This window comes from Ideonella lacteola (genome assembly GCF_038066555.1).
Classification (GTDB): Bacteria; Pseudomonadota; Gammaproteobacteria; order Burkholderiales; family Burkholderiaceae_C; genus Ideonella; species Ideonella lacteola.
The window spans coordinates 73605-98417 of sequence record NZ_JBBUTG010000012.1; the positions used below are offsets into that span (position 1 = coordinate 73605).

Annotated in this window: 22 protein-coding genes; 19 read left to right on the forward strand and 3 right to left on the reverse strand. The window is 64.5% G+C overall.

Features of this window, described 5'->3' with window-relative positions; translation table 11 throughout:
- The first annotated feature begins 340 nt into the window (after positions 1 to 340).
- The 7 genes from AACH06_RS18365 to AACH06_RS18395 all read left to right on the forward strand — a co-directional run bounded on the left by AACH06_RS18365 (position 341) and on the right by AACH06_RS18395 (position 8024).
- On the forward strand, positions 341 to 1348 hold the full coding sequence (locus tag AACH06_RS18365; RefSeq protein WP_341427209.1) for an AraC family transcriptional regulator: 1008 nt from the start codon (positions 341 to 343) through the stop codon (positions 1346 to 1348).
- The gene (locus AACH06_RS18370; RefSeq protein WP_341427210.1) at positions 1314 to 1670 is read left to right on the forward strand and encodes an antibiotic biosynthesis monooxygenase family protein; all 357 of its coding nucleotides are present in this window, start codon (positions 1314 to 1316) and stop codon (positions 1668 to 1670) included. The genes AACH06_RS18365 and AACH06_RS18370 overlap by 35 nt, the downstream gene beginning before the upstream one ends.
- A gap of 211 nt (positions 1671 to 1881) precedes the next feature.
- On the forward strand, positions 1882 to 2628 hold the full coding sequence (locus AACH06_RS18375; protein ID WP_341427211.1) for a hypothetical protein: 747 nt from the start codon (positions 1882 to 1884) through the stop codon (positions 2626 to 2628).
- Positions 2629 to 2899: 271 nt separating this feature from the next.
- Positions 2900 to 3376, forward strand: coding sequence for a hypothetical protein (locus AACH06_RS18380; RefSeq protein ID WP_341427212.1), 477 nt, complete (start codon positions 2900 to 2902; stop codon positions 3374 to 3376).
- 130 nt (positions 3377 to 3506) lie between these two features.
- Positions 3507 to 4898, forward strand: a complete 1392-nt coding sequence (rimO, locus tag AACH06_RS18385; RefSeq protein ID WP_341427213.1) for a 30S ribosomal protein S12 methylthiotransferase RimO — start codon at positions 3507 to 3509, stop codon at positions 4896 to 4898.
- A gap of 2 nt (positions 4899 to 4900) precedes the next feature.
- Positions 4901 to 6097, forward strand: coding sequence for a PLP-dependent transferase (locus AACH06_RS18390; protein ID WP_341427214.1), 1197 nt, complete (start codon positions 4901 to 4903; stop codon positions 6095 to 6097).
- A gap of 181 nt (positions 6098 to 6278) precedes the next feature.
- The gene (locus tag AACH06_RS18395; RefSeq protein WP_341427215.1) at positions 6279 to 8024 is read left to right on the forward strand and encodes an ATP-binding protein; all 1746 of its coding nucleotides are present in this window, start codon (positions 6279 to 6281) and stop codon (positions 8022 to 8024) included.
- Between the two features lie 18 nt (positions 8025 to 8042).
- On the opposite strand, the gene pip is transcribed toward AACH06_RS18395, so the two are convergent.
- Together pip and smpB are read right to left on the reverse strand one after the other, a co-directional pair.
- Positions 8043 to 9008, reverse strand: coding sequence for a prolyl aminopeptidase (gene pip / locus AACH06_RS18400; RefSeq protein ID WP_341427216.1), 966 nt, complete (start codon positions 9006 to 9008; stop codon positions 8043 to 8045).
- 227 nt (positions 9009 to 9235) lie between these two features.
- On the reverse strand, positions 9236 to 9706 hold the full coding sequence (gene smpB / locus AACH06_RS18405; protein WP_341427217.1) for an SsrA-binding protein SmpB: 471 nt from the start codon (positions 9704 to 9706) through the stop codon (positions 9236 to 9238).
- A 58-nt stretch (positions 9707 to 9764) separates the two neighbouring features.
- Between smpB and AACH06_RS18410 the strand changes: the two genes are divergently transcribed.
- Positions 9765 to 10217 (forward strand): type II toxin-antitoxin system RatA family toxin, encoded by a 453-nt coding sequence (locus tag AACH06_RS18410; RefSeq protein WP_341427218.1) that lies wholly within the window; start codon positions 9765 to 9767, stop codon positions 10215 to 10217.
- Positions 10204 to 10542, forward strand: a complete 339-nt coding sequence (locus AACH06_RS18415) for an RnfH family protein (protein ID WP_341427219.1) — start codon at positions 10204 to 10206, stop codon at positions 10540 to 10542. The genes AACH06_RS18410 and AACH06_RS18415 overlap by 14 nt, the downstream gene beginning before the upstream one ends.
- An 87-nt stretch (positions 10543 to 10629) precedes the next feature.
- Here AACH06_RS18415 and AACH06_RS18420 read toward each other — a convergent pair whose 3' ends face one another.
- Complete coding sequence (locus AACH06_RS18420) at positions 10630 to 11154, reverse strand: DUF4124 domain-containing protein (RefSeq protein WP_341427220.1); 525 nt, start codon at positions 11152 to 11154, stop codon at positions 10630 to 10632.
- A gap of 134 nt (positions 11155 to 11288) precedes the next feature.
- Between AACH06_RS18420 and guaB the strand changes: the two genes are divergently transcribed.
- From guaB to AACH06_RS18470, 10 genes are all read left to right on the forward strand, one after another.
- Entirely contained in the window at positions 11289 to 12761 is a 1473-nt protein-coding gene (gene guaB / locus AACH06_RS18425; RefSeq protein WP_341427221.1) for an IMP dehydrogenase, read from the forward strand.
- Positions 12762 to 12829: 68 nt separating this feature from the next.
- Positions 12830 to 14101: an MFS transporter gene (locus AACH06_RS18430; RefSeq protein ID WP_341427222.1), complete on the forward strand. Its 1272-nt coding sequence runs from the start codon at positions 12830 to 12832 to the stop codon at positions 14099 to 14101.
- Complete coding sequence (gene guaA, locus AACH06_RS18435; protein WP_341427336.1) at positions 14101 to 15705, forward strand: glutamine-hydrolyzing GMP synthase; 1605 nt, start codon at positions 14101 to 14103, stop codon at positions 15703 to 15705. Before AACH06_RS18430 ends, guaA begins: the two co-directional genes overlap by 1 nt.
- Before the next feature lie 27 nt (positions 15706 to 15732).
- The gene (locus AACH06_RS18440) at positions 15733 to 16347 is read left to right on the forward strand and encodes a 2'-5' RNA ligase family protein (RefSeq protein ID WP_341427223.1); all 615 of its coding nucleotides are present in this window, start codon (positions 15733 to 15735) and stop codon (positions 16345 to 16347) included.
- Between the two features lie 35 nt (positions 16348 to 16382).
- The gene (tadA, locus tag AACH06_RS18445) at positions 16383 to 16946 is read left to right on the forward strand and encodes a tRNA adenosine(34) deaminase TadA (RefSeq protein ID WP_423222059.1); all 564 of its coding nucleotides are present in this window, start codon (positions 16383 to 16385) and stop codon (positions 16944 to 16946) included.
- Between the two features lie 9 nt (positions 16947 to 16955).
- Positions 16956 to 17843 (forward strand): LD-carboxypeptidase, encoded by an 888-nt coding sequence (locus AACH06_RS18450; protein WP_341427225.1) that lies wholly within the window; start codon positions 16956 to 16958, stop codon positions 17841 to 17843.
- Between the two features lie 186 nt (positions 17844 to 18029).
- Entirely contained in the window at positions 18030 to 20324 is a 2295-nt protein-coding gene (locus tag AACH06_RS18455; RefSeq protein ID WP_423222052.1) for an ABC transporter substrate-binding protein, read from the forward strand.
- A gap of 25 nt (positions 20325 to 20349) precedes the next feature.
- Complete coding sequence (locus AACH06_RS18460; protein WP_341427226.1) at positions 20350 to 21333, forward strand: ABC transporter permease; 984 nt, start codon at positions 20350 to 20352, stop codon at positions 21331 to 21333.
- 34 nt (positions 21334 to 21367) lie between these two features.
- Positions 21368 to 22816 (forward strand): ABC transporter permease, encoded by a 1449-nt coding sequence (locus AACH06_RS18465; protein WP_341427227.1) that lies wholly within the window; start codon positions 21368 to 21370, stop codon positions 22814 to 22816.
- Between the two features lie 13 nt (positions 22817 to 22829).
- Entirely contained in the window at positions 22830 to 24686 is a 1857-nt protein-coding gene (locus AACH06_RS18470; protein WP_341427228.1) for an ABC transporter ATP-binding protein, read from the forward strand.
- Positions 24687 to 24813 lie beyond the last annotated feature (127 nt).

The following is a 24813-nucleotide window of genomic DNA, read 5'->3' on the forward strand; positions in this document are numbered from 1 at the left end:
CTCTTTCGCTGTCGGGTGACCCTGCTGTCAGCGAATCGGCCAAATACTGCGCACCCTATTCGGGAAGCCTGCCCCACCTGACGACCAGTGGCCAACTGCCTGAGCAGAGTCGGCCAGGCGGGTTTGCGACAATCGACGGTTGATTGCAGAGACCGCCGCACCGGGCGAAGCTGCCATGCCGACCATCGGGTTCGTGAGTCTGGGCTTCCCCAAGGCATCCGGATCGATACCTCCTCACGCAGGCTCTTGAGGCACGAGCAGTCACTCACTGTCTCAGGTGCACGGGCCGAACGCCAGACGGGGCACGCATGTACAGGCCCAACGCACGCCGCCAGGCGCCATGCAATGGGTGATCGATGCTGCTGCGATTCCGTTGGAACCTTGCTCGCTTGATATGCAAACAGCCGCTATCTCTGACACTGCGTTGCACCATTTGCGCGAACGCGTGGCAAGGTCCGCGTTGCGCGAAGGACGGACGGACTCGGCCTACGCTGGTCTGAGGCTCTACCGGTTCTCGACATCTGCGTCGCATCGCAAGCGCCAGGTCCTTGTGCCTGGCCTCGTGGTGGTGCTGCAAGGGAGCAAGAAAGTCATCCTTGCAGAGCAGACCTTGCACTACGACCCCACACATTGCCTCGTGCTTGGGGGGGAAACGATATGTCGCGGCACCGTGGTGTCTGCCAGTGCTGCTGAGCCGTACTTGGCCATCCACCTCGACTTGCCGCCGGAGTTGTTGGCAAAGTCCCTCGCCGCGCTCTCGCAGTGGCAAGACGCTCCAGAGCGAAGTCCGCAGCGCGAGGAAGTCTTCGTCACCGCTGTTGACGCGGCGATTCTGAACTGCCTTGACCGTCTGCTGGTAGCCGCAGGGGTCGAGAAGGATCGGCGGACCATCGCGCCGTTGATCGTCGAAGAGATCGTGCTGCGCCTGCTGAGTCTGGACACAGCGGCCGCTTTGCGCCGGGTTTCGGTTGCGCCGGGCTCAGCTGCACGCATTCGCCAGTCGATGCAACACATCCACGCTGATCATCGCAGCCATTTGACGGTGGAGGGCCTGGCGCGGCAAGTTGCGATGAGTCCTTCGCACTACGCTCACCTGTTCCGTGAGTTCGCCGGCGTCAGCCCCATGCGCTTCGTGCGCGATGTGCGGCTGGATGCTGGGCGCGAGTTGCTGCTCAGTGGGATGCGGGTCGGGGTGACTGCCAGCGAAGTCGGCTTCGAAAGCGTCGCGCACTTCTCCCGAGAGTTCAAGCGCCGGTTCGAAGTGTCGCCCGCCGAGTACGTGCGGCGCATGCGCGACTTCAGCAGCGGCGGTCATGAAGATCGCAGTGACAGGCATGGCCTCACTTGAAGGCGCTGCCTACGATGCGCCCATGACATCCACCTACCTCTTCATCAGTTTCGACGCACGCCCCGAAGCCGCCCGCGACTTTGCAGCGCTGCTTGACCAGGTGCGTCAGCAGCTCCCGAACGTTCCCGGTTGTCGTGGGGCACGCGTCTTTGCCCATGCGGAGATGCCACAACGGTTCTGCGTCCTCGAAGAATGGGACTCAACGGCGTCACACCAGGCCCACATCGACCGTGTGGTGGCGTCTGGGGAATGGGAGCATATTCGAGCCCATTTGTCAGTTGATCCGACGAGCTTCTATCTTCACGATACCCATTCGGGCTGACGACGCGGCTAATTCGCTTTGCGTTCAGCGGGTGCTGGCCGATGACCGACAATGGCGGCATGGCTGCAGACACTTCTACCACCAGCGCTTCGAGCGTTCCGACCGTTGCGTTCGTTTCGCTCGGCTGACCGAGACGCACCCTTTCCAAACTCGCCGTGTGACTGTGAATTGCCGTGGATGCGGGGGCACTGGGCCCTTGGTGAAGTCTCACGTGATACCCGAAGCGTTCTGGCGCGATCTGCGAGAAGATCAGCAGACGCTACTGATGGTGTCCTCGTCGAGCTGGCCGATTAATTCGCGGGTTGGCGTGTACGACAGCGGCATCCTCTGTGCTGATTGCGAACAACGTCTGAATATGGCAGACACCTATGGTGCCGAGACCTTGCTCACCAAGTTCTCAAGTCGATTCCATGAATACCGCGATCAAGCCCGAGGTCTGGTTGGCTACGAAGCGGTCGACGTCGATCGCGATCTGCTACTCCAGTTCCTGGTTTCTGTGCTGTGGCGTGCCTCAGTCAGCTCGCATGACTTCTTTCGCCGCGTAGAACTTGGTCCGTGGGAGGACCGGGCGAAGGAGGTCACCTTTGGCAATGTGAAGGCGCGTTCTGTTGGCTTCGACGCGGTATTGCGCATTTGGGCGCGAGCAGGCCGTGCGCACACGCCGGCGCCAGTCCTCGATCCCGATCACCAGCGATGGGATGGGGTTCGGGCGTACACCTTGTACCTTGGGAGGTTGATGGCAGTCGTGAAGGTGGACAGCCTTCCATTCACCCAGCCTTTCGTCGCGGTATCGGTGGCAGGCACTGAACCTCTTCGCGCTGTTCTGAGCGAGTTCGAGCGCGCCAAGGAATTCAATCTCATGGTGAAAATGGCTCGCCAGTCAGAGGAGATTCGTCGAATGACGCGCGAGCAACGTGCAGAACTCATGAAGCGCGGAGCGTCGCCATCAAAGCGTTGAGTCGTCCCGCTCAAGGCCTTCTCCGCCCTCAGATGGAACGATGAATACTGGATTACGGCCAATCGTCGCGAATGCCTTCCAGGTCGGCGGGCGAAAGGCCTTTCGTTGTCTTGTCAATCGATGGCTCGCGCAAGTGGGGGGGTGAGTGACACAAATGAGCCTTCGACCCGTTTGTGAGATATGCAGCCGGTCTTCCCAGGTCGGCGCCTTGGACTGTGAGTCTTGTGGGGTCACGTTTCCGATTTCAGAGATCCAAGACCAACTCCCCGAAGTGAGGCTCCCTATCGGGGCCGATCAGCCGCCGCGCCTGCACGCCGGTCTCGGTGCGTTTTTGCGCGACGGACGATTGGGTGACGTCCAAGTTGGGATGGCGAAAAGCGAGGTTCTGAATGCTGCGGGTTTGCCGGCCGAATTCGGCCGGGGCGAGTCGCTCGGCGACGCAGCGGTCTGGATCAACGGGCGAACGACGTTCTGGTTCAGTGGATCGACCCTCGAGCGAATTGGCATCTACTTTGTCCTCGAATACCTGAGCAATCCGGCGATCGAGTACGACCCCGACTTTCCTGATCGCTCGGTTCCGAAGGGGATGCTGGAGGACTACATGCGGCGATTCGGAATCGACTTCGTGGTCGAAGCCGAATCCATCACGACGTCCGGTGGGGTCAGCATAGGCTTCAGTGGTGATGGCATGGTCTGCAGCATGGTCGTGCCACCTGTGCCGATGCCTCGCGGCAGGCGGCGTCGATAGGTCGAACGGCGACGGGCTGGAGTTCATCACGTCGATAGCAGCTGACCGCTCCCGGAGTCAGTCAGAGCTTTGGGCAGCCGACTACAATGTCAGATTGGCCGTGGATATGGTTCCACTGCGAGAAAGCCCAATGGAATCAAAGACTTATCAGGCCGGCGATCAAACCAAGGCCCCCACGATTGGCTTCGTCAGTCTTGGCTGCCCCAAGGCGCTGACCGACTCGGAATTGATCCTCACCCAGCTCTCGGCCGAGGGCTACAAGACCTCGAAGACCTACCAGGGTGCCGATCTGGTGATCGTCAACACCTGTGGCTTCATCGATGATGCGGTGAAGGAGAGCCTGGACACGATCGGCGAGGCGCTGGCGGAGAACGGCAAGGTCATCGTCACCGGCTGCCTGGGCGCCAAGCAGGCCGACAGCGGTGAGAACCTGGTCAAGCAGATCCATCCCAAGGTGCTGGCAGTGACCGGGCCTCACGCGACGCAAGAGGTCATGGACGCCGTGCACGTGCACGTGCCCAAGCCGCACGACCCCTTCGTGGACCTCGTGCCGGCAGCCGGCATCAAGTTGACGCCCAAGCACTACGCCTACCTGAAGATCAGCGAGGGCTGCAACCACCGCTGCACGTTCTGCATCATTCCCAGCATGCGGGGCGATCTGGTGTCGCGGCCGGTGGGGGATGTGCTGAAGGAGGCGCGCGCCTTGTTCGAAGGCGGGGTCAAGGAGCTGCTCGTCGTCAGCCAGGACACGTCGGCCTATGGCGTGGACGTGAAGTACCGGACGGGCTTCTGGGACGGCAAGCCCGTGAAGACGCGCATGCTGGACCTGGTGGCCCAACTTGGCGAGCTGGCCAAGCAGCATGGCGCCTGGGTGCGGCTGCACTATGTGTACCCCTATCCGCACGTGGACGAGATCATCCCGTTGATGGCCGAAGGGCTGGTGCTGCCGTACCTGGACGTGCCGTTCCAGCATTCGCACCCCGATGTGCTCAAGCGCATGAAGCGGCCGGCCAGCGGCGAGCGCAATCTGGAGCGCATCCAGAAGTGGCGCGAGATGTGCCCTGAGCTCGTCATTCGCTCGACCTTCATCGCCGGCTTCCCTGGCGAAACGGAAGAAGAGTTCGGCCACTTGCTGCAGTTCCTCAACGAGGCGCAGATCGACCGCGCTGGCTGCTTCGCCTACTCGCCGGTGACGGGGGCGACAGCCAACGAGTTGCCCGGCGCCTTGCCCGACGAGCTGCGCGAGGAGCGCCGGGCCCGTTTCATGGCGGTGGCCGAGCAGGTGTCTGTCAGCCGGCTGCGTCGCCGCGTGGGGGCGACGATGCAGGTGCTGGTCGACCGGGCGCCCGCCCTCGGGCGCAAGGGCGGGGTGGGGCGCTCGTATGCCGATGCCCCCGAGATCGATGGCACCGTGCGCCTACTGCCGCCCGCCAAGGCCTCGACCCAGCTTCGCGTGGGCGAGTTTGCCAAGGCGCGCATCGTGGCTGCCGAAGGCCATGACCTGGTTGGCGAGCCGTACTGACGATGAGCGAATCCAGCCCAAAGGCCACCGCCACTGAACTGATCCACCATCCCTATCAGCCGCCAGCGGGCTTCGAATCGCCGGCGGTGGGGGTGCACAAGGCGTCGACCGTGTTCTTCCCCAATGTGGCGGCATTGCGCAGCCAGCATTGGCAAGACAAGACCGGCTACACCTACGGCCTGCACGGCACACCCACCACCTTCACGCTGGAGGCTCGCCTGGCCACCTTGGAAGGTGCCCGCCACGTGTTGCTGGCGCCCAGCGGCCTCTCGGCGCTGGCGGTGGTCAACATGACAGCGTTGCAGAGCGGTGACGCGGTGGTGCTGCCCGACAACGTCTACAACCCCAGCAAGGAACTGGCTCGCCACGAGTTGGCAGGCTGGGGCATCGCTCACCGCCTGTATGACGCGATGAACCCAGAATCGCTGCGCGCCGTGCTGGGCTCCGACGTGAAGCTGGTGTGGCTCGAGGCGCCGGGCTCGGTGACGCTGGAGTTTCCCGATCTGCCCGCCTTGGTGAAGGTGGTGCGCGAGGCGGCGCCACAGGCGCTGATCGCCTTCGACAGCACCTGGAGTGCGGGCCTGGCCTTTTGCGCCTTCGATCTCGGTGTGGATGTGACCATCCACGCGCTGACGAAGTACCCCTCGGGGGGCGGTGACATGCTGATGGGCTCCATCGCCTGCCGCGACGATGGCCTGTACCGTCGGCTCACGATGACCCACAGCCGCATGGGCCTGGGAGTGGGCGCCAATGACGCCGAGGCGGTCCTGCGTGCGCTGCCCACGCTGCCGCTGCGTTATGCCGCGCAGGATGCATCGGCACGGCGCATTGCCGAGTGGGCCTTGACCCAGTCACCGCTGATCCGACGCGTGCTGCACCCGGCGCTGCCGGGCTCGCCGGGGCACGCCCATTGGGCGGCCCTATCGAAGGCCGCCGCCGGCCTGCTGACGCTGGAGTTCGACCCGGCGGTGACGTCCGACCAGGTCGATGCTTGGGTGGATGGCTTGTCTCTGTTTCGCATCGGCTGGAGCTGGGGCGGGCCGATCAGCCTGGCGGTGCCTTACGACTCGGCGCGCCTGCGTCAGCTGGGCAGCCCGTATGAAGGCTTGATCGTTCGGCTTTGCATCGGGCTCGAAGACACCGAAGACCTGATCGCCGATCTGCAGCGAGGTCTTGATCAACTGCGCCGTGGGCGGTGATGCATCGAGGTCGGCGCGGCGGGATTGACGCCACCGGTGCCCTCGGTTGCAATCGCCGTCTCACGTCGACGTGAATCTGGAAGCGGTGCCCGGTTGTCGAGGGCATCGCGCGTCGCTGGCATGGCCAGCACGACCATCTCAACCGTGCGGGTGCCCCTGAGGGCGTCGCCTGCCGCACACGATGACAACTGTGTTGGTGGCCCTTTGGGGCTGGCTGAGTGCTGCCGCCGCGCTCGTGGGCGCGGCGAATCGGCCTTTTCGGCGCCGCGAGGCAGGCTGGCTGATCGGCCTGGCGGTGGTGGGACCCGCTGCGGCGAGCACCGGACTGAATCTCTCGGATGAAGAGCGGGCATGGGTGGCTCAGCATCCCGTCGTACGGGTGGCGATCAGCGCCGACCACGGCCCGTTCACCTACGAGGAGGCTGGTGAGCCGAGGGGGCTGTCGATCGACTACCTCAAGCGCCTGCAGCAACTGACCGGTATCGAGTTTCGCCATGACGGGCCCGCTCCGCTCCAGGTGAGCCTGCAGCGCCTGGCCCGAGGTGAGGCAGACATGATGATGTCGCTCAGCGACACCGCCGAGCAGCGAGAGCACCTTGGCTTCACGCGCCCGTATGTGTCGGTGCCGGCGATGCTTCTGCGTCGCCGTGGCGCGGCCGGCACTCAGGTGGAGGACGAGTTGCGGCCCGGGGAGACGGTGGCGGTCAGCGCGGGCAACGCGTTGATGCGGTTCATGCAGGAGCGCTATCCCTCCAACCCGATCGAGACACGCCCCAACGACCGGGCGCTGTTGCTGGCCCTGGCCTCTGGCGAGGTCGATGCGGCGGTGATGGACTTGGCGGCGGCCACCCACCTGATGCGAACCCAGGGCATCGGCAACGTGAACTTTGCGGCCGACGTGGGCTTTGCATACGACCTTGGCGTGGCCTACCGACGCGATTGGCCCGTGCTCGGGCGCATCCTCGACAAGGCACTCGCTCGCATCGAGATGCCGGAGCGCCAGGCACTGGCCGACCGGTGGTTCGTGTCGCCCGGTGATTCAGCGGCGGACCGCCAATGGATGCGCTGGGCCACCGGCACGGTGGTCGTCTTGATCGCCGGCCTGTCCGTGGTGCTGGGATTGAACCTCGTGCTGCGGCGGCAGGTGGCGCAGCGGACCGCTCAGTTGCAGGCCGAGCTGGCCGAGCGGCTGCGCCTGCAGGGGGCGGACCAGGCCAGGGCGCTGGCTGAAGAAGCCAATGCGGCCAAGGTACGGTTTCTCTCGCAGGCCAGCCATGAGCTGCGCAACCCGCTGAACGCCGTGAACGGTTTTGCCCAGTTGATGGCCGCTGATCCGCAACGGCCGCTGGACGACACCCAGCGTGGGCGGCTTCAGCACATCCAGCATGCGGTGCAGCGGCTGCTGGTGCTCATCGACGACATGATGAGCTTCTCGCGGCTGGAGAGCGGCCATTTCACGCTGACGGTTCGTGCGACCGCGCTGGAAGAGGTGTTGCCGCACTGCCTGGCGCAAGTCGAGCCGGCCGCCCGCGCCAAGTCGCTCGAATTGCGCTGTGCGGTCGAGCAGCCGGCCGACGTGAAGGTGATGGCCGATCCTTTGCGGCTCGAGCAAGTGCTGCACAACCTGCTGTCCAACGCCGTCAAGTACAACCGAGAGGGCGGTTGGATCGAGGTGCGAACCGTGCCAGCGCGCGACGGCACCGTCCGGCTCGAAGTGGCCGATGGCGGGTGGGGCCTGACGCCGGAGCAGCAGCGGCAACTGTTCCAGCCTTTCAATCGCCTGGGCCGCACCGATCAGGAAGGCACCGGCATCGGGCTGGTGATCTGCAAGCAACTGGTCGAGCGCATGGGCGGCGTCATCGATGTCGACAGCGACCCGGCTCGCGGCACGGTATTTGGGGTCAACCTGGCCTCGGCGCCGAGTTGAGCGCCCCTGCGTTGGCGCTCAGGCGAATCGGCCGTGGCGGGCGAAACGGTCGGTGGCGTTCACCAGGGCCGCGGCAATGCCCGGCTCATACGACGAGTGGCCGGCGTCCGGCTCAATGCTCAACTCGACGCCCGGCCACGTGTCGGCCAGCGCATGGGCGTAGCGCACCGGGCAGATCACGTCATAGCGCCCGTGCACGATGAAGCCTGGCAGGTGCCGAATCCGGTCCATCCGTTGCAGCAGTTGATTCGGGGTCAGGAAGGCCTTGTGGCGGAAGTAGTGGGCCTCCAGCCGGCCCACCCCCAGCGCCACCGCATCTTCGGTGAAGGCGTCGGCGGTGGCGGGGCTGGGCAGCAGATGCAGGCACGATCCCTCGTATCGGCTCCACGCGCGTGCTGCCGGTCCATAAACGGCTGGATCGTCTGATTCCATCCGCCGGCTGTAGGCGCCCAGCAAGTCGCCTCTCTCGGCTTCCGGGATGTGACCGGCGAAAGCTTCCCACTCGCGCGGGAAGAAATAGCGCACGCCGTGCAGCCACCAGTCGATCTCCTCATCGCTGACGAGCCAAATGCCGCGCAGTATGAGGCCCAGGCAACGTTCAGGGTGGGCTTGGGCATAGGCCAGCGACAGTGTCGAACCCCAGGACCCGCCGAACACCAGCCAGCGCTCGACGCCGAGCATCTCGCGCAGGCGTTCGATGTCTTCGATCAGCAGATCGGTCGTGTTCTCGCGCGTTTCGCCCAGCGGCGTGGATTGCCCCGAGCCTCGCTGATCAAACAACACGACGTGGTATCGGCTCGGGTCGAAGAAGCGGCGGCTCTTCGGCGAGATGCCCGCGCCGGGGCCCCCGTGGAGAAACAGGGCCGGGATGCCCGAGGCGTGGCCGCAAGTTTCCCAATAGATGGAGTGCAGCGGGCTGACCTGCAGGCGGCCCGATCGCAGCGGCGCAATCTCGGGATACAGCACCTCTTCGAGCGTCTTCATGTCAAACGGCCTTTCGATGGAGAGTGCCGGCGCCACACGCCGACCTGACGGCCATTCTGAACAATCTCTGGCCGAAGAAGCGTCGGCAATGTCATGGGCAGACCGAAGGAGGCTCGGCGGCGGACACGGTGGCTGATGCGCGCCGCTCAGTCCTTCGGACCTGATGAGACTTTGTGTCTCATCAGCCTGCCCTTTTACTGAAAGGGCAGATGATCAGCTGGCGCTGCTCAGTCCTTCGGACCTGATGAGACTTTGTGTCTCATCAGCCTGCCCTTTTCTCGGTCCCAGTCGCGTTTTTTCTCGGTTTCGCGCTTGTCGTGCTGGGCCTTGCCCTTGGCCAGGGCGATTTCGGCTTTGACGCGGCCGGCCTTGTAGTGCAGGTTGAGGGGCACGAGGGTGAAGCCGCGCTGTTCGACCTTGCCAATGAGGCGCCGGATCTCGTCCTTGCTCATCAGCAGCTTCTTGGTCCGGTCGGCCTCGGGGTGCACGTGGGTGGAAGCGCTGCGCAGGGCGTTGATGCGGCAGCCGATGAGGTACAGCTCACCATTGCGGATGACCACGTAGCCATCGGTCAGCTGAACTTGGCCGGCGCGGATGGCCTTGACCTCCCAGCCTTCCAACACCATGCCGGCTTCGTACTGTTCTTCGATGTGGTATTCGAACCGCGCGCGGCGGTTCTCGGCGATCAGGGCGGACATGTTTGTGGTGTGTGGGCGCCGAGACAGGAAATGCCGACGCCTAGAATCGTCGGATTGTATGAAGCATGTGAAGAAGTCCGTCTTGCTGTGGTACTCGGCCGCCGAGATGTACAGGCTCGTGACCGATGTCCAGAATTACCCGGACTTTCTTCCGTGGTGCGAAAAGGCCGAAGTGCTGGAGCAGCACGGCGACGGCATGACCGCACGCATCAGCCTGGCCTACGCCGGCGTACGCCACGCATTCACCACGCGCAACGTGCATGCGGCCGATCGTCAGGTGCTGGTTCAGTTGGTGGATGGGCCGTTCTCGCTGCTGGAAGGCGCCTGGGATTTCGTCCCGCTCGGCCGGCCCGGCGCAGATGCCGACGCTTGTCGCATTGAATTTGACCTTCGTTACGCATTTTCCAGCCGGCCCCTGGAGGCCGTGCTGAGCCCGGTGTTTGACCGGGTGGCTAACACGTTCGTCGACTCGTTCGTCAAGCGCGCGGAGCAGATTTATGGCGAACGTTGAATCGGATCGGGCCGGCCAGCCCGAGGTGGCGGGCGGCATGGCCATCCAGGTTTGCTACAGCCCGAGGCCGCGTGAGCTGGACACCGTGTCGGTGAGCCTGCCGCACGGCAGCACTGTGGCCGATGCGCTTCGGGCCAGCGGGTTGTTGCAGCGCCATGGGCTGGTGCTGGATGAGCATCTCGTCACCGGCGTCTGGACAAAGCTGCGGCCCCTGGATGCGGCTTTGCGCGATCACGACCGGGTCGAGATCTACCGCGCGTTGACCGTCGATCCCAAAGAGGCGCGGCGCCAGCGCTACCGCAAACAGCCGCCAGCGCGCCGCTGAGAGCGGCTGGCCCGAGCCGATCGGCACTCCGCCCGCCGCCTCGGGCGGGCCTGCGGCACGGACCGCAGGGCGCTTGTCAGGCGAGGCTCAGTTGCCGTTGCAGGCCGAGTCGGCCACGGCGCGGGTGCGGGCGATTTCGGCGGCGCGGCCTGAATCGTCGAGGATCTCGCGCTCGCCCTTGTCATTCATGCGGCCGACGCGCTGGCCGCTTTCCAGCGCCGCCAGCTGGTTGCGGGCGCGCTGGCAGGTCTCCATGCGCGCCTGATTGCGTTTGGCGGTCTCCGCGTCCTTCTTGGCCTTTTCGGCCGCAGCCTGGTCGGCCTGCATCTTGTTCTTCTTGGCCTCGAGCGTCGGGTCGACGCGAGGCGCGCTGTCCGCGGCGGAAGCCGCCTCACTGGCCGACAGCGCGGGCGCCGGCGCCCGGGCGCCATGCGGGCGCTGCAGGATGTCCTTCTCGGGCACGTCCACCGGCGGCGCCCGGTCGCTGACCTGGACGCGACCATCCTTGTCGCGCCATTTCCAAATGCCTTGGGCGAGTGCTGAGGTGTGGACCAGCGCCACGGCCAGTGCCAGCCAACCAAGGCGTCCGAACGACGATGTGATGCTTTTCATGAGGTGGCCACGGGGCCCTGCGCCACAGGGCGGCAGGGTGTATTGCGACGGTCTCTCAGTGTACGGCGGGCAGCTCTGCCGAACAGAAACCGTGTGCATCCGTATAATCCGCTTTTGCGTCTGGAGCTTTCCCCATGCGCCTTCTAGGCAAAGCGCTCACCTTCGACGACGTCTTGTTGGTGCCGGCGTATTCCCAGGTCTTGCCACGCGACACTTCGCTGGCCACCCGCGTTTCACGCAACATCATTCTGAACCTGCCGCTCGTGTCCGCCGCGATGGACACGGTAACGGAGGCGCGCCTGGCGATCGCCATCGCGCAAGAAGGCGGGATGGGCATCGTCCACAAAAACCTGTCACCCAAGCAGCAGGCAGCCGAAGTGGCGCGGGTCAAGCGCTATGAATCGGGCCTGTTGAAGGATCCGATCACCATCGCCCCGGGTGCCCGCGTGCGCGATGTGATCGAGCTGTCTCGCCAGCACGGCATTTCCGGTTTCCCGGTGCTGGAAGACGGCAAGGTGGTGGGCATCGTCACCGGGCGCGATCTGCGCTTCGAGACTCGGCTGGATGCGCCGGTCCGCGAGATCATGACACCGCGCGATCGGCTGATCATCGTGAAAGAAGGCGCCTCGCTCGCAGAGGCCAAGGCGCTGATGCACCAGCACAAGCTGGAGCGGGTGCTGGTCGTGAACGACGCCTTCGAATTGCGCGGCCTGTTCACTGTGAAGGACATCACCAAGCAGACCACCTTCCCCAACGCGGCGCGTGACCCCAACGGCAAGCTGCGCGTGGGCGCGGCGGTCGGCGTGGGCGAGGGCACCGAAGAGCGGGTCGAGCTGCTCGTCAAGGCTGGCGTTGACGCGTTGGTCGTCGACACGGCCCACGGCCACTCTCACGGCGTGCTCGAGCGGGTGCGCTGGGTCAAGAAAAACTTCCCCCAGGTCGACGTCATTGGCGGCAACATCGCCACCGGCGCCGCGGCGCTGGCGCTGGTTGAAGCCGGTGCGGACGGCGTCAAGGTCGGCATCGGCCCGGGCTCGATCTGCACCACCCGCATCGTGGCCGGCGTGGGTGTGCCGCAGATCACCGCCATCGACAACGTGGCCACGGCGCTCAAGGGCACCGGGGTGCCGCTGATTGCCGACGGTGGCATTCGCTACTCCGGCGACATCGCCAAGGCGATCGCCGCTGGCGCCAGCACCGTGATGATGGGCGGCATGTTCGCCGGCACCGAAGAGGCGCCGGGCGAAGTCATCCTCTACCAGGGCCGCAGCTACAAGAGCTACCGTGGGATGGGTTCGATCGGTGCGATGAAGGCCGGCTCGGCGGACCGCTATTTCCAGGAAAACGACGAGACCACCAACCCGAACGCCGACAAGCTGGTGCCCGAGGGCATCGAAGGCCGGGTGCCTTACAAGGGCTCGATGGTGTCGATCATTTTCCAGATGGCCGGCGGTTTGAGGGCGTCGATGGGCTACTGTGGCTGCGCCACGATCGACGAGATGCGCGAACGCGCCGAGTTCGTCGAGATCACCTCGGCGGGCATTCGCGAAAGCCATGTGCACGATGTGCAGATCACCAAGGAAGCACCGAACTACCGATTGGAGTGATTTGATCCCAAGCCCAGCGCCCGGCCCAGACGCCGGGCGCGGTCTTTTTGCGACGCCGGATTCGAACGATGACAGCTCCCACCCGCCGCAGCCGTGAAGCCGCGATGCCGTTCATCATGTTGACGGTGCTGATCGACATGGTGGCGATCGGCCTCATCATTCCGGTGCTGCCTCACCTGGTCGGTACCTTCACCGACAACGCCACCGATAAGACGTTGTGGTTCGGCGTCGTGGCATTCGCCTTCGGTTTCGCGAACTTCTTCGGCTCGCCGATTCTGGGCGCGCTGTCTGATCGCTACGGGCGGCGGCCGGTGCTGTTGATCGGTTTCACCGGCCTGGCGCTGAGCTTCTTCGTGACTGCGATGGCGTCGGCGTTGTGGGTGCTGATCGTGGTGCGGCTGTTCAGCGGCGCGATGCAGTCCAACATCGCGGTGGCCAACGCCTACGTGGCGGATATTTCGGCACCGCATGAGCGCGCCAAACGCTTCGGCATGCTGGGCGCCATGTTCGGCATCGGCTTCATCCTCGGCCCGGCGGCCGGTGGCTTGCTGGGCGGCATGGATCTTCATCTGCCGTTCTACGTGGCCGGCTGCCTCGCGCTCGTCAATGGCGTCTACGGTGTGCTGGTGCTGCCTGAGTCGCTGCCGCCCGAACGGCGGCGCCCGTTCGAGTGGAAGCGCGCCAACCCGGTCAGCTCGCTGTCGGGCCTGTCACAACTCCAGGGCGTGGGCCTGCTGGTGTGGGTGATCGGGCTGTCGGGGCTGGCCCAGTTCACCTTGCACATGACCTGGGTGCTCTACACCGAGCTCAAGTTTGGCTGGGGGCCATTCGAGACGGGCTGGTCGCTTTTCGCGGTGGGGGTCATGTCGGCCCTGGTGCAGGGCCTGCTGCTGGGCCGACTGCTCAAGCGCTTTTCGGCGCGCCGTCTGGCGGTGATGGGCTTGCTGTCGTCTGCGTTGGCATTCCTGGCCTGGGGGGCCGCCAGCCAGGGCTGGATGATGTATGCGGTGATCGTGGCCAACGTGCTGGGCTTCGCCGGCGCGGCGTCTATTCAGAGCATCGTCTCCAATGCCGCCGATGCCCGCCACCAAGGCCAGACCATGGGCGCCGTGGCGGGCCTGAACAGCCTGATGGCGGTGATCGCGCCCGTGGTCGGCCCGTCGTTGCTGGCGGCCGTATCGCATCTTCCCCAAGGCGATTGGCGCATCGGGGCACCTTACTACTTCTGCGCGATCCTGCAGGCACTGGCGACCCTGCTGGCGATCCGCCATTTCCGCACTCACCAGGCCGCGCCGTCGGCCGTCACTGCTTCACCGGAAACCACGCCTGCCGCACCATGATGCACGACAAGATCCTGATCCTCGACTTCGGCTCCCAGGTCACACAACTGATTGCGCGCCGCGTTCGCGAGGCGCACGTCTATTGCGAAATCCACCCGAACGATGTGAGCGACGCGTTCATTCGCGAGTTCGCGCCGAAGGGCATCATCCTGTCAGGCAGTCACGCCAGCACCTATGAAGCCGAAGACCTGCGCGCGCCGCAGGCGGTGTGGGATCTCGGCGTGCCGGTGCTCGGCATCTGCTACGGCATGCAGACCATGGCGGCGCAGTTGGGCGGGAAGGTTGAAAGCGGCAAGACGCGCGAGTTTGGCTACGCCGAGGTGAGGGCGCACGGCCACACGGCGCTGCTCGATGGCATCGAAGACTTCCGCACCCCGGAAGGCCACGGCATGTTGAAGGTGTGGATGAGCCACGGCGACAAGGTCACGGAAATGCCGCCGGGCTTCAAGTTGATGGCCAGCACGCCGGCCTGCCCCATTGCCGGCATTGCCGACGAGGCGCGCCGCTACTACGCCGTGCAGTTCCACCCCGAAGTGACGCACACCGTTCAGGGCCGGGCGCTGCTCGAGCGCTTCGTGCTGCAGATCGCCGGCGCGAAGCCCGATTGGGTGATGAAGGACCACATCGCCGAGGCCGTCGAGGCCATTCGCAGGCAGGTGGGTGATGAGGAGGTGATCCTCGGCTTGTCTGGAGGTGTCGATTCTTCGGTGGCGGCAGCGTTGATTCACCGCGCAATCGGTGACCAACTGACCTGCGTCTTCGTGGACCATGGCCTGCTGCGTCTGAATGAAGGCGACATGGTGATGGAGATGTTCGCGGGCAAGCTGCACGCCCGCGTCATCCGCGTGGATGCGAGCGAGCTGTTCATGCGCGAGCTGTCTGGCGTGACCGACCCGGAGGCCAAGCGCAAGATCATCGGCAAGCTGTTCGTCGACGTCTTCAAGGCTGAAGCCGACAAGCTGAAGGCCGGCGAGGGCGGCCACAAGGGCGCCACCTTCCTGGCGCAGGGCACGATCTATCCGGACGTCATCGAATCCGGCGGCGCCAAGACAAAAAAGGCGACGACCATCAAGAGCCACCACAACGTGGGCGGCTTGCCTGAGCAACTCGGCTTGAAACTGCTGGAGCCGCTGCGCGATCTGTTCAAGGACGAAGTGCGTGAGCTGGGTGTGGCGCTCGGCCTGCCACCGGAGATGGTGTATCGCCACCCCTTCCCGGGCCCTGGCCTGGGCGTGCGCATCCTGGGCGACGTCAAGCGCGAGTACGCCGATCTGTTGCGGCGCGCCGATGCCATCTTCATCGAAGAGCTGCGGCAGTGGAAGGACGATGCGACGGGCAAGAGCTGGTACGACCTGACCAGTCAGGCCTTTGCCGTCTTCCTGCCGGTCAAGAGCGTGGGCGTGATGGGCGATGGCCGCACCTACGACTACGTGGTGGCCCTGCGCGCCGTCCAGACCAGCGATTTCATGACCGCCGACTGGGCCGAGCTGCCGTACGGTCTGCTCAAGAAGGTTTCGGGTCGCATCATCAACGAGGTACGCGGCATCAATCGCGTCACCTACGATGTGTCGAGCAAGCCGCCCGCGACGATCGAGTGGGAGTGAGCGGGAGTCTGTCGTTTGGCTGATCACATGATGCCCCTGGATCCGCCTGCGCCGACGACCGGGGCGGACCGCCTGTTCTTCGCCGTCCTGCCTGACGACTATGCGTCGAGCCAGGCGGATCGGTTCCGCCAACGTTTTTGCCAGCAGCAAGGCGTGGCGGGTACCCCGGTTCGGCCTGAGCACCTGCACGTGACGCTGTGCCCGCTCGGCCCCCAGGCCGACGTCTCGGCGGCCACGCTGGCGATGGCGGCGCAGGTGGCGGCCGCGTTGCGCATGCCGCCCTTCGAGGTGGAGTTCGATGCCGTGACCTGCCTCCGGCGCACGCCACCGGGCGGGGTTGCTCTGGCCTCGGTGGGGGAGAGCGGATTGCGCCCCTTGCTGGCGTTTCAGCAAACGCTGGCGGCCGCGATGGCACGTGGCGGGCTCGGCGAATCGGCGGAACAGATCGCGCCGTTGCACATGACGCTGGTTCAAGAGCCGACCTTCGTCGAACAGCAGTTCATCCGCCCCATCGCTTGGACGGTGCGAGAGCTGGTGCTGATCCACAGTGCGGTGGGGCAAATGCGCCCCGTGACCTTGGGCCGATGGCCTTTGTACGGCGCGGTTCGGGCGCCAGCGCTGGAACCGGAGGGGATGTCGTGACCGATGCGCTGGTGACCCCGGCCGATGAATACGCGATGCGGCTCGCGCTGGACCAGGCGCACAACGCCTGGCTGTCGGGTGAGGTGCCGGTGGGCGCCGTCATCATGCGTCAAGGGCAGGTGATCGCGACCGGCTACAACCGCCCGATCACCACGCACGACCCGACGGCACATGCCGAGCTGGTGGCCTTGCGGCATGCGTCGCAACTGCTCGAAAACTACCGCCTGCCCGAGTGCGAGCTGTATGTGACGCTCGAGCCTTGCGCCATGTGTGCGATGGCGCTGATGCATGCGCGGCTCAAGCGGGTGGTATTTGGTGCCGTCGACCCGAAGACGGGTGCGGCCGGCTCGGTGCTGAATCTGTTCGCCGAGGCCAGGCTGAACCACCACACCCAGGTGCAGGGCGGCGTGATGGCCAAGGCCTGCGGCGACATCCTGCGAGAGTTCTTTGCCGAGCGACGAGCGCAGCAGAAGGCCGAGCGGTTGGCGGCGCTTGAGGCGCGCGAGGAACCGGGCGACCTGCCTTCTGATGCGCCCATCCCGACGGGGATGGTCATTGAGCTGCCCCCCGACGACGCGTCGCCACCCTCCAACCTGTGACCTCCCTGCATGACCAGTCTGACCCTGTACACGCCGTCCGGCGTATTGCTCAAGGCCGCTCCGGCGCGCATGGCTGCCAAACGGCTGTCCGCCCTGGGCTTCGATGTTTCGATCGATGAAGCAGCCTTCTCCAAGCAGCAGCGTTTTGGCGGCGACGATGACACGCGGCTGGAGGCCATTCACCGCGTGGCCACGTCGGCCCCCTCGATCGCGATGGCCACGCGCGGCGGCTATGGCCTGACACGGCTGCTGGATCGGCTGGATTGGAAAAAGCTCAAGCGCAGCGTCGATCGCGGCACGCGTTGGGTGGGCTACAGCGACTTGACGGCGCTCCAAATGGGGCTGCTGGCCCACACGGGTGCGCCGAGTTGGTGCGGCCCGCTGGCCGCCGATGACTTCGGCCGAGAAGCGTTGGATGACGTCACGCCTGACTGCTTCTGCGAGGCGATGAGTGGCGAGCTGGAGGCCATCGGCTTTCGCACGGAGGTCGGGTTCGATGGGCTGCAGGCCAAGGGGGTGCTCTGGGGGGGCAACCTCACGGTGCTGACCTCGCTGCTCGGAACGCCGCACTGGCCGCAGGTGAAGGGTGGCATCCTGTTCGTGGAGGACGTGAACGAGCATCCCTACCGGGTCGAGCGGATGCTGCTGCAGTTGCACCAAGCGGGCGTCTTGGCACGGCAAAAGGCGGTGGTGCTCGGCGCCATCAGCGATTGGAAGCCGTCGCCCATGGACCGTGGCTACGACATGAAGGCGATGGTGGCGCAGGTGCGCTCGGTCACCAAGACGCCGGTGCTGACCGGGCTGCCGTTCGGGCATGTGTCCACCAAGGTCACCATGCCGTTCGGACGGCCCGTCACGCTGCTGGTCGAGCAGCGTAACGCCCTGCTGGGCTGGTGAGGTCTGACTGGTGAAATTCGCTGCCTGCTCGCAATTTTCTTGAGAATGGCTCGCCGTGAGGCGGGCTTGGGCTTGCGAAAACCCTAACTCGGCCCGGTAACACCCGGGCATAGAATCTGCGAGAGTCGCCTCGCCGCACCCCTGGGCACAAGCCGGGGTTGCCGCGGGCGGTTTTGTTTTTTTGCCATGCAGGTCATGCCTATCCGCGGCGTGACCGGCGATTCTTTGTTTGGAGTATTCCGCATGGGCGGTGTGTTCTCGGCGCTCGGCCGGGCCTTGCCAGGGCGGCTGGTGTGGGTGGGTGCTTTGGCCCTCGTCACGCTGGCCGGTTGTGACAACAGCCCCTGGCCCAAGGGGGCGTCAGAGTCGCAACTCATCTACTCGGCCATGATCGAGAACACGCCTCGGCACCTCGATCCGACGGCGTCCTACTGGTCGAATGACACGCTCGTGACCTACCAGGTGTACGAGCCGCCTTATGGCTACCACTATTTGAAGCGTCCCTTCGAGCTCGTGCCGAAGGCCGCTGAGAAGGTGGTGACGCCGCAGTACTTTGACAAGAACGGCAACCGCTTGCCCGATGACGCGCCGGGTGAGCAGGTGGCCGAGAGCGTGTACGAGGTGCCTATCAAGCGGGGCATCATGTTCCAGCCGCACCCCGCGTTCGCCAAAGACGAGCAGGGCCAGTACCGCTATCACCACATGAAGCCCGGTGAAGTGGGCGAGCGCCGTTCGCCGCTCGAATTCGAGCAAGGCACGCGCGAGCTGGTGGCCGATGACTTCGTCTACGCCCTCAAGCGTCACGCCACCACGCGCATCACCACGCCGATCTTCGGCATCTTCTCTGAATACGTCATCGGCCTGAAGGAATACGGCGAGATGATCAAGAAGGAAGATGCCAAGCTGCGCCAGGGCACCGACCCGGCTAGCCTGGACAAGCCCTTCCTGGACTTCCGCAAGTGGCCGCTCGCAGGCGCGACGGCGCCCGAGAAGCATCTGCTGCGCATCCGCCTGCATGGCAAGTACCCGCAGTGGAAGTACTGGATGCAGATGACGTTCATGGCCCCGGTGCCGTGGGAGGCCGATGCCTTCTATGCCCAGCCGGGCATGGCCGCCAACAGCCTGACGCTGGACAACTGGCCCGTGGGTACCGGGCCGTTCATGGTGGCCGAGTTCGTCAAGGACCGGCGCATCGTGATGAAGCGCAACCCGAACTACCGCGGTGAGCCGTACCCCTGCGAAGGGATGCCGGAAGACAAGGCCAAGGGCCTGCTGGAAGACTGCGGCAAGAAGACCCCGTTCATCGACGGCATCGTCGCCACCGTGGAGCGCGAGGCCACGCCGCAGAAGAACAAGTTCCGCGACGGCTACTACGACATGGAGGTCTTCGAGCGCACCGACACGGGCATCCAGTACCTCGTCGAAGCGAACGATTCCGACGAGGTGGCGGAGGTCTACCGCAAGAAGGGTTTCACCTTCCCGAAGTATGGCGACGTCAACAGCTACTTCATCGCCTTCAACATGATCGACCCGGTGATCGGCTGGGGCGACAACGAGGCACAGCGCGAGCGCAATCGCAAGCTGCGCCAGGCCATCACCATCGCGATCGATTGGGAAGAGTACTCGAAGGTCTTCCCCAAGAAGGCCGGTGAGACGGCGATGAGCTTGCTGCCTGAGGGCATCCCGGGCTCGCGCGAAGGCACGCCCGAGGGCGTCAACCCGGTCACCCACAAGGTGGTCAACGGCAAGTACGTCCGCCGCTCCATCGAGGACGCCCAGAAGCTGATGGAAGAGGCCGGCTACCCGGGTGGCCGCGACGTGAAGAGCGGCAAGCCACTGGTCATCAACTACGACTTCTACGCACCGCCGACGCCGGAGCGCAAGCCGGAGATCGACTGGGTGGTCAAGCAGTTTGCCAAGCTGGGCATCCAGCTCGAAGTGCGGGCCACCGACAACAACCAGTTCCAGGACAAGGTTCGCAAGGGCAAGCACCAGGTGTTCTGGCTGGGCTGGAACGCCGACTATCCTGACGCTGAGAACTTCCTGTTCCTGTTCTACGGGCCGAACTCGAAGAGCATTTCGGACGGCGAGAACACCGCGAACTATCAGAACCCCGAGTTCGACAAGCTGTTCACCCAGCTGAAGATGATGGACGAAGGGCCGGCCAAGCAGGAAATCATCGACAAGATGATGGAACTGCTGCGACGTGACGCGCCGCTGAGTTTCGGGTTCTATCCGTACGCCTCCGCGGCGGTGCAGAAGTGGGTGACGAACTCGAAGCCCGCCATTCTCGTGCGCGACCACGGCCGCTATTTGCGCCTGAACAGCACGGAGCGGACGGCCAGCCTGGCCGAATGGAACCGCCCAGTGTGGTGGCCGCTGGCACTGCTTGTGGCGGTGATCGCCGCGGGCGTCATGGTCGCCCGCAACAGTCTGCGCCGTCGCGAACGCATGAATGCGCGCGGCGAAATTCTGGTCTGACTTGGGTAAAGGCCGAGCCTAGAACATGCTTTCCTACACCTTGCGCCGACTTTTCTACGGCGTGCTGATCCTGCTGGGCGTCAACCTGGCGACCTTTTTCCTGTTCTTCACCGTCAACACGCCGGACGACATGGCCCGGTTGAATATTGGCGGCAAGCGCGTCACCCAAGAGCTGATCGAGAAGTGGAAGACCGAGCGCGGCTATGACAAGCCGCTGTACTGGAACGAGAAGAAGGACGGTGCGGATCGACTCACCGAGACCATCTTCTGGGAACGTTCGGTCTCGCTGTTCACCTTGAATTTCGGTCGCGCAGATGCCGAGAGCGGCGGTGACCTGGGCCACGAGGTGGCCACGCGCATGTGGGTCAGCGTCCAACTGGCCTTGCCCATCTTCTTGCTGCAGGTGATCGCCAGCACCAGTTTCGCGTTGCTGCTGGTGATGTTCAGGCACACGAAGCTCGATTTATGGGGCGTGGTCTTGTGCGTGCTGATGCTGTCGATCTCGAGCCTGTTCTACATCATCGTCGGCCAGTACCTCTTCTCGCGGGTGCTGAAGCTCGTGCCGATCTCTGGCTTTGCGCAGGGCCTGGACTTGGTCCGCTTCCTGATTCTGCCGGTGATGCTGTCGGCGCTCGCGCGCCTGGGCACCGAGGCCCGCCTGTACCGCGCGATGTTCCTGGAAGAAATTGGCAAGGACTACGTTCGCACCGCGCGCGCCAAGGGCTTGAGCGAGTACGTGGTGCTGTTCCGTCATGTACTGCGTAACGCGATGATCCCGATCATCACCAGCATGGGCGGCTATCTGCCTTACGTGTTCATGGGCAGCCTGGTGTTCGAGAGCTTCTTTGGCATCCCCGGATTGGGCGCCTATGTGATCGAAGCGATCGGCAAGCAGGACTTCGCCATTGTCCGCACGATGGTGTTCGTTGGCTCGCTGCTGTACATCGCCACCTACATCCTGATCGACATCGCCTACTCCTGGGTCGACCCCCGGGTGCGCCTGGCTTGATGCGGTCGGCAGAAGAACGTCTGGAGTCTCGGTGATGCCGAAGTTTGTGATGTTGTGGACGGACGTGGCCGTGTGGCTGCTGATCGTCGCCATGGTGGCTTATGGCTGGACGGTGAAGCGCAAGCCGAACCTCGCCGCCAATTGGGGCAAGGTCTTCCGCAATGCCCCGGCCTTGTCCTCGTCGCTCGTGTTGCTGGCGTGCCTGCTGGTGACCTTGGCCGACAGCGTGCACTTCCGTCCGGTGCTGCCACCGGCTGCCGGTGCGCCAGCGGGCAGTGTGGTGTACGACGCTCGCGTGCAATCGCTGCTCGATGCGGCGATGCGCAGCGTGGTGGAGTCGCGTGAATCGACCTACTCGCGTCCCTTGGCTTACGTGGGGTTCACGAAAGAGTCGATGGAGGTCCAGGGCAAGGTCGAGCGGGTGGCGCCGAGGCTGAAGTTCGGCGGTGCGCACCTGAGTGAACCCGACAAGCAGTGGGCCGGCGATGTGTCGCAGCGCGTCGTGGTGGGGCTGGTCGGCGGCGGCATCGTCGCATTGCTGCTGTCCGCTCTGATGATCGCGATGGTGGCTCGCGCGCGGGCTGAGGCCTGGTCCGTGGCCTTTCAGAAGATCCGCCAGGGCCAGACGCCTGTTCCTTGGATGGCGGCATGCTGGACGCTCGTTGGCATCGGCTTGTCGGTGGGCGTGGTGATTTCGCTGATGGGGCACTACCACGTGTTCGGCACCGACATCACTGGCAATGATGTGCTGTACCAGACCTTGAAGAGCATCCGCACCGCCTTCGTCATCGGCACGCTGGCCACGCTGGCCACACTGCCTCTGGCCGTGGTGCTCGGCATCATGGGGGGCTACCTCAAGGGCTGGGTCGATGAGCTGATCCAGTACCTGTACACGGTGTTGTCGTCGATTCCGAACATCCTGCTGATCGCCGCGTGTGTGCTAATGGTTCAAGTGTTCCTTGACAAGCACCCCGAGCTGTTCGAGACCGGCGTCGAGCGTTCGGATCTCAAGCTTTTCCTGCTGTGCGCTGTGCTCGGCTTGACCGGCTGGGCCAGCCTGTGCCGCCTGCTGCGCGCCGAGACACTGAAGCTGCGCGAACTCGAGTTCGTGCAGGCTGCCAATGCCTTTGGCGTGGGGCATGCACGCATCATGATGCGGCACATCTTCCCGAATGTGGTGCACCTGATCCTCATCGTCACGGTGCTCGACTTCTCGGCGCTGATCCTCTATGAGGCCGTGCTCTCGTATGTCGGTGTGGGCGTCGATCCGTCCATGAACAGCTTCGGCGGCATGATCAACTTCGCGCGCAACGAGATGAGTCGCGACCCCGTTGTGTGGTGGCCTTTCGCCGCGGCATTTGTCTTCATGGTCACGCTGGTGCTGTCGGCCAACCTGTTCGCCGACGGCGTGCGCGACGCGTTCGACCCGCGGGCCCGTGTGTTCCGCCCCCGTCCCGTGACCCATCAAAAGAAGCCGGCCTGAGGGACAACGCGACATGTTGGAAATCAAGAACATCAAGGTCGAGCTGGACGCGGAGTCCGGTCTCGTGCGCGCCATTGACGGCATGCGGCTGACGCTGCAGCGCGGTGAGACGTTTGCGCTGGTTGGCGAGTCAGGTTGCGGCAAGAGCATGACGGCACTTGCGCTGATGCGCCTGCTGCCTGAGAACGGCTACATCGCTTCGGGCGACGTGTTGGTCGATCAGGAAGATGTGCTCGCGCTGCCGGAATCGCAAATGCGTGCGGTGCGTGGTGGACGCATCGGCATGATCTTCCAGGAGCCGTCGACCAGCCTGAACCCGGTCATGAAGATCGGCGACCAGATTGTCGAAGCCATCGAGGCGCACACGCCCTTGCGTGGTGAGGCCGCTCGCGCCAAGGCACTGGATTGGCTGCGCAAGGTCGGCATTCCAGAGCCCGAGCGCCGCATCGACGATTACCCGTTCCGCATGAGTGGCGGCCAGAAGCAGCGCGTGATGATCGCGATGACGCTGGCGGGCGAGCCCGACTACATCATTGCCGACGAGCCGACGACAGCGCTTGATGTGACCATCCAGGCGCAAGTGCTCGATCTGCTCAAGCAGCTGCAGGCAGAACATGGCCTGGGGTTGCTGTTGATCACCCACGACCTCGCCGTTGTGTCGGGCATGGCGCATCGGGTGGCGCTGATGTACGCCGGCCAGATCATCGAGGTGGCCACCGCCGAAGAGTTCTTCTCGTCGCCGAAGCACCCCTACGCCAAGGCCTTGCTGCGAGCTCTTCCCGATGCGGCCCGCCGTGGTCAGTCGCTGGCTGCCATCCCGGGCACCGTGCCGCCGCTGACGCAGCAGTTCATGGGTTGCCGCTTCGAGCCGCGCTGCTACTGTACCGAGCCTGCTTGCAAGACCACGCTGCCCGAACTGAACACGCTGGCCGGCACTCGCTCGGTGCGCTGCTTGCGCTATGTGCCTGGGCACAACGCCGAGGCCACCGAGGCGATCATCAACATCGTGCCCGCCGCGGCGTCGGCGCAAGCCGCGCCCGCAGCGGCCGACGCTTCGCGGCAGCCATTGCTGCAGGTGGACCAACTGCGGGTTCGCTTCCCGATTCGAAAGGGCCTGCTGCAGCGGGTGCATGGCTACTTCGATGCCGTCGATGGCGTCTCGTACAAGGTCATGCCGGGCCAAACGCTCGCGCTCGTGGGGGAATCCGGCTGTGGCAAGACGACGACCGGCAAAGCCATCGTTCAATTGCTTCGCCATCAGGCCACCTTCGAGGGCCAGGCTTTGCTTCATGGGCAGAACCTGTTCGATCTCGAAGGCGAAGCGCTTCAGAAAGCGCGACGCGACATCCAGATCATTTTCCAGGATCCGTTCGCTTCCCTGAATCCGCGGATGCGGGTCTTCGACATCCTGGAAGAAGGGCTCCTGTCCCTTCAACCCGATCTGGACGCCGCGGGCCGTCGAGACCGCCTGAAACGCTTGGCCGATCAAGTGGGCCTGCGCCAGGATGCGCTCGACCGCTATCCGCACGAGTTCTCCGGCGGCCAGCGTCAGCGCATCGCGATTGCCCGGGCATTGGCGGTGCAACCCAAGCTGATCGTGTGCGATGAGCCCACCTCCGCACTCGACGTTTCGGTACAGGCTCAGATCCTCAATCTGCTGCGCGACCTTCAACGTGAGTTGGGCGTCTCCTACCTGTTCATCACCCACAACATCGGGGTGGTCGAGTACATCGCCGACGAAGTCGCCGTCATGCGGGCTGGGCGCATCGTGGAGCAGGGCAGTTGCGACGATGTCCTGAGCCGCCCGCGGGATGCCTACACCAAGAAGCTGATTGCGTCGGTGCCGAGGTTGGCGACGATGGCTGCTTGAGGTCGATGCGGGTTAACGCCAATACCTGACTGACGAGTTGTTGATGCAGCAACGGCCCGGCGCGGGAGTGTCCGGGCCGATTTTTATGACGCGTGCCGCGCCGCATTGATTGACTAGACAACTCCGT

What these genes read in the sequence shown, in the direction of transcription:
- AACH06_RS18365 (WP_341427209.1), top strand. Translation starts at nt 341, where the DNA reads ATGCAATGGGTGATCGATGCTGCTGCGATTCCGTTGGAACCTTGCTCG.
- AACH06_RS18370 (WP_341427210.1), top strand. Translation starts at nt 1,314, where the DNA reads ATGAAGATCGCAGTGACAGGCATGGCCTCACTTGAAGGCGCTGCCTAC.
- rimO (WP_341427213.1), top strand. Translation starts at nt 3,507, where the DNA reads ATGGAATCAAAGACTTATCAGGCCGGCGATCAAACCAAGGCCCCCACG.
- AACH06_RS18390 (WP_341427214.1), top strand. Translation starts at nt 4,901, where the DNA reads ATGAGCGAATCCAGCCCAAAGGCCACCGCCACTGAACTGATCCACCAT.
- AACH06_RS18395 (WP_341427215.1), top strand. Translation starts at nt 6,279, where the DNA reads ATGACAACTGTGTTGGTGGCCCTTTGGGGCTGGCTGAGTGCTGCCGCC.
- pip (WP_341427216.1), bottom strand. Translation starts at nt 9,008, where the DNA reads ATGAAGACGCTCGAAGAGGTGCTGTATCCCGAGATTGCGCCGCTGCGA.
- smpB (WP_341427217.1), bottom strand. Translation starts at nt 9,706, where the DNA reads ATGTCCGCCCTGATCGCCGAGAACCGCCGCGCGCGGTTCGAATACCAC.
- AACH06_RS18410 (WP_341427218.1), top strand. Translation starts at nt 9,765, where the DNA reads ATGAAGCATGTGAAGAAGTCCGTCTTGCTGTGGTACTCGGCCGCCGAG.
- AACH06_RS18415 (WP_341427219.1), top strand. Translation starts at nt 10,204, where the DNA reads ATGGCGAACGTTGAATCGGATCGGGCCGGCCAGCCCGAGGTGGCGGGC.
- AACH06_RS18420 (WP_341427220.1), bottom strand. Translation starts at nt 11,154, where the DNA reads ATGAAAAGCATCACATCGTCGTTCGGACGCCTTGGTTGGCTGGCACTG.
- guaB (WP_341427221.1), top strand. Translation starts at nt 11,289, where the DNA reads ATGCGCCTTCTAGGCAAAGCGCTCACCTTCGACGACGTCTTGTTGGTG.
- AACH06_RS18430 (WP_341427222.1), top strand. Translation starts at nt 12,830, where the DNA reads ATGACAGCTCCCACCCGCCGCAGCCGTGAAGCCGCGATGCCGTTCATC.
- guaA (WP_341427336.1), top strand. Translation starts at nt 14,101, where the DNA reads ATGCACGACAAGATCCTGATCCTCGACTTCGGCTCCCAGGTCACACAA.
- AACH06_RS18440 (WP_341427223.1), top strand. Translation starts at nt 15,733, where the DNA reads ATGATGCCCCTGGATCCGCCTGCGCCGACGACCGGGGCGGACCGCCTG.
- tadA (WP_423222059.1), top strand. Translation starts at nt 16,383, where the DNA reads ATGCGGCTCGCGCTGGACCAGGCGCACAACGCCTGGCTGTCGGGTGAG.
- AACH06_RS18450 (WP_341427225.1), top strand. Translation starts at nt 16,956, where the DNA reads ATGACCAGTCTGACCCTGTACACGCCGTCCGGCGTATTGCTCAAGGCC.
- AACH06_RS18455 (WP_423222052.1), top strand. Translation starts at nt 18,030, where the DNA reads ATGCAGGTCATGCCTATCCGCGGCGTGACCGGCGATTCTTTGTTTGGA.
- AACH06_RS18460 (WP_341427226.1), top strand. Translation starts at nt 20,350, where the DNA reads ATGCTTTCCTACACCTTGCGCCGACTTTTCTACGGCGTGCTGATCCTG.
- AACH06_RS18465 (WP_341427227.1), top strand. Translation starts at nt 21,368, where the DNA reads ATGCCGAAGTTTGTGATGTTGTGGACGGACGTGGCCGTGTGGCTGCTG.
- AACH06_RS18470 (WP_341427228.1), top strand. Translation starts at nt 22,830, where the DNA reads ATGTTGGAAATCAAGAACATCAAGGTCGAGCTGGACGCGGAGTCCGGT.